The following is a 2,614-nucleotide window of genomic DNA, read 5'->3' as shown; positions in this document are numbered from 1 at the left end:
CCTTCGCGAGCTCGGCCGCCTTCGCCTCCGCTTCGGCCAGCCGCGAGCGCATCGGCGCGCGCCAGAGATGGCAGATGGCCAGCGCCAGGGCATCGGCCGCGTCGGCGGGGCTCGGCTTGGCCGCCAGGCCGAGCAGCCGGGCGACCATCGTGCCCACCTGGCCCTTGTCGGCGCGCCCCGACCCGGTCACCGAGGCCTTGACCTCGCTGGGGGTGTGGAAGGCGACCGGGATCGCACGCCGGGCGGCGGCCAGCGCGACCACGCCACCCACCTGCGCCGTGCCCATGACGGTCCGGACGTTGTGCTGGCTGAACACCCGCTCGACGGCGACCACGGACGGCTGGTGTGTGTCCAGCCAGCTCTCCACCCCTTCGCTGACGCGCAGCAGCCGGGCGGCCAGGTCGAGTTCCGCCGGGGTGCGCACCACGTCGACGGCCACGCAGGAGAGCGTGCGGCCGAGTCCGCCGTCGACCACCCCGAGCCCGCACCGGGTCAGTCCGGGGTCCACACCCAGCACGCGCACGAGTCGGTCCTTTCCACGAACACCAGTTCGACGCCGGACACTACCCTCCCGCCCGGCTTCGTCGGCGGCGCACACGCCGACGCCACGCGGCGCGGTCAGGGACCGTCGGTGCCCGGGGTCCAGTTCTCCGGCAGACCGTTGACGGTGAGCACCGGCTGCCACTGCGCGAAACCCCGCGGCGCGGACGGACTCCACGGCCAGTGACCGTCCGGCGTGGGCACGATGATCTGCACGGCCGGGAAGTCGCCCTCCGGGTAGACCAGGAAGGCACTGCCGAAGAACTCCGGGTAGTGGCCCCGCGCGACCTTTTCGAAGGTCACGGGCACGCCGTCGAAGAAGTCGTCGTAGAGCACGCCGAACTCGAAGCGTTCCCCGTTGGCGGCACGGTCGACGTAGGCGTCGAGCAGGACGGTGGCCAGTTCGTCGGGCAGGCCGACCACGACCGCCTCGGGCACACCGTGCATCGCCCACGCGCAGACGGTGAACGCGTATCCCGCGCCGTGGTCGTCCGGCGGGACCGCGACCACGGCGTTGCCGCGCGCCTCGGCCTGCGCGACGATCCACTCACGCAGTCGCTGGTCGGCTTCGGTCTCCTGACCGTCGTCGGTAGCGGGCTCCACAGTCACGGCCGACATTGTGCCGCATCGCCCGGCGCGGACACACCTGTCGGTGCCGTGTCGCACCGGGCGGGCTCGTGTGCCGGTGCGGCGTCGCGAACCACCCCGGCACGGCCCGGCGAGGGCACCGGCGCGACTCAGCCGACCTCGGCGAGCACGTCGTCGCCGACGTCGAAGTTGGCGTAGACGTTCTGCACGTCGTCGCAGTCCTCCAGCGCGTCGATGAGGCGGAACACCTTCCTCGCGCCGTCGGCGTCCAGCGGCACCGTGACCGTCGGCAGAAAGCTCGTGTCGGCGGACTCGTAGTCGTAGCCCGCCTGCTGCAAGGCCGTGCGCACCGCGACCAGGTCACCGGCCTCCGAGGTGATCTCGAAGTTGTCGCCGAGGTCGTTGACCTCCTCGGCCCCCGCGTCGAGCACCGCCATCAGGACGTCGTCCTCGGTGAGGTCGTTCTTCGGCATGAGCACCACGCCCTTGCGGTTGAACAGGTACGCCACCGAACCCGGGTCGGCCAGCGAGCCGCCGTGCCGGGTCAGCGCGGTCCGCACTTCGGAGGCCGCGCGGTTCTTGTTGTCGGTGAGGCACTCGATGAACACCGCGACACCGTTCGGCGCGTAGCCCTCGTAGGTGATGTTCTGCCAGTCGGCGCCGCCGGCCTCCTCACCGTTGCCGCGCTTGCGCGCGCGCTCGATGTTGTCCTGCGGGACGGAGTTCTTCTTCGCCTTCTGGATGGCGTCGTACAGCGTGGGGTTCGCGTCCGGGTCGCCCCCGCCGGTGCGCGCGGCGACCTCGATGTTCTTGATCAGTCTCGCGAACAGCTTGCCACGCTTGGCATCGAGGGCGGCCTTCTTGTGCTTGGTGGTGGCCCACTTGGAGTGGCCGCTCATCTCTCCTCCAACTCTCTCGGCGCGACTACGCGACCTCGGACACGGTCCGCACGAACAACCCGTGGACCCGCGCGTCGCCGGTCAGCTCGGGGTGGAACGCGGTGGCGAGCACCCGCCCCTGCCGGACGGCCACGATCCTATCGGCCGCCGCACCGGCCTCGGGGGTGTCGGGCACCCGCGCCAGCACCTCGACGTCGTCACCCGCCTTCTCCACCCACGGGGCGCGGATGAACACGGCGTGCACCGGCCCGTCGTCGACACCCCGGACCGCGAGGTCGGTCTCGAACGAGTCCACCTGCCTGCCGAAGGCGTTGCGCCGTACCACGACGTCGAGGCCGTCGAGCTGGTGCTGGTCGGGCCTGCCGTCGAGCACCTCGCGGGCGAGCAGCACCAGCCCCGCGCACGAACCGAGGGCGGGCATCCCGGACCGGACGCGCTCCCGCAGGGGGTCGAGCAGCTCGAACGAGGCCAGCAGACGCGACATCGTGGTCGACTCGCCGCCGGGCAGCACGAGACCGTCGACCTCGGCCAGCTCCCCGGCGCGGCGCACCGGCCGGGCACGCGCACCGGCGCGCTCCAGCGCGGCC

The 2,614-nt window shown here is 72.1% G+C and carries 4 protein-coding genes; all 4 read right to left on the bottom strand.

What is annotated here, in order from left to right; translation table 11 throughout:
* Nucleotides 1–523, bottom strand: a 523-nt coding sequence (ruvC, locus tag SACSA_RS22530; protein ID WP_019815920.1) for a crossover junction endodeoxyribonuclease RuvC, incomplete at its 3' end; no start/stop codon positions are given.
* Between the two features lie 95 nt (nt 524–618).
* On the bottom strand, nt 619–1,158 hold the full coding sequence (locus SACSA_RS0111155) for a DUF4262 domain-containing protein (protein ID WP_019815919.1): 540 nt from the start codon (nt 1,156–1,158) through the stop codon (nt 619–621).
* Between the two features lie 119 nt (nt 1,159–1,277).
* Complete coding sequence (locus tag SACSA_RS0111150; protein WP_019815918.1) at nt 1,278–2,027, bottom strand: YebC/PmpR family DNA-binding transcriptional regulator; 750 nt, start codon at nt 2,025–2,027, stop codon at nt 1,278–1,280.
* 25 nt (nt 2,028–2,052) lie between these two features.
* Nucleotides 2,053–2,614 (bottom strand): pyridoxal 5'-phosphate synthase glutaminase subunit PdxT (gene pdxT, locus SACSA_RS22525; RefSeq protein ID WP_048876676.1); only part of this gene is annotated, 562 nt, incomplete at its 5' end.

Source organism: Saccharomonospora saliphila YIM 90502, from assembly GCF_000383795.1.
Taxonomy (GTDB): domain Bacteria; phylum Actinomycetota; class Actinomycetes; order Mycobacteriales; family Pseudonocardiaceae; genus Saccharomonospora; species Saccharomonospora saliphila.
This window is presented reverse-complemented; position numbering and strand designations above follow the sequence as displayed.

Excerpts from the sequence above, each read along its gene's own strand:
- SACSA_RS0111155 (WP_019815919.1), bottom strand. The coding sequence starts at position 1,158 with ATGTCGGCCGTGACTGTGGAGCCCGCTACCGACGACGGTCAGGAGACC.
- SACSA_RS0111150 (WP_019815918.1), bottom strand. The coding sequence starts at position 2,027 with ATGAGCGGCCACTCCAAGTGGGCCACCACCAAGCACAAGAAGGCCGCC.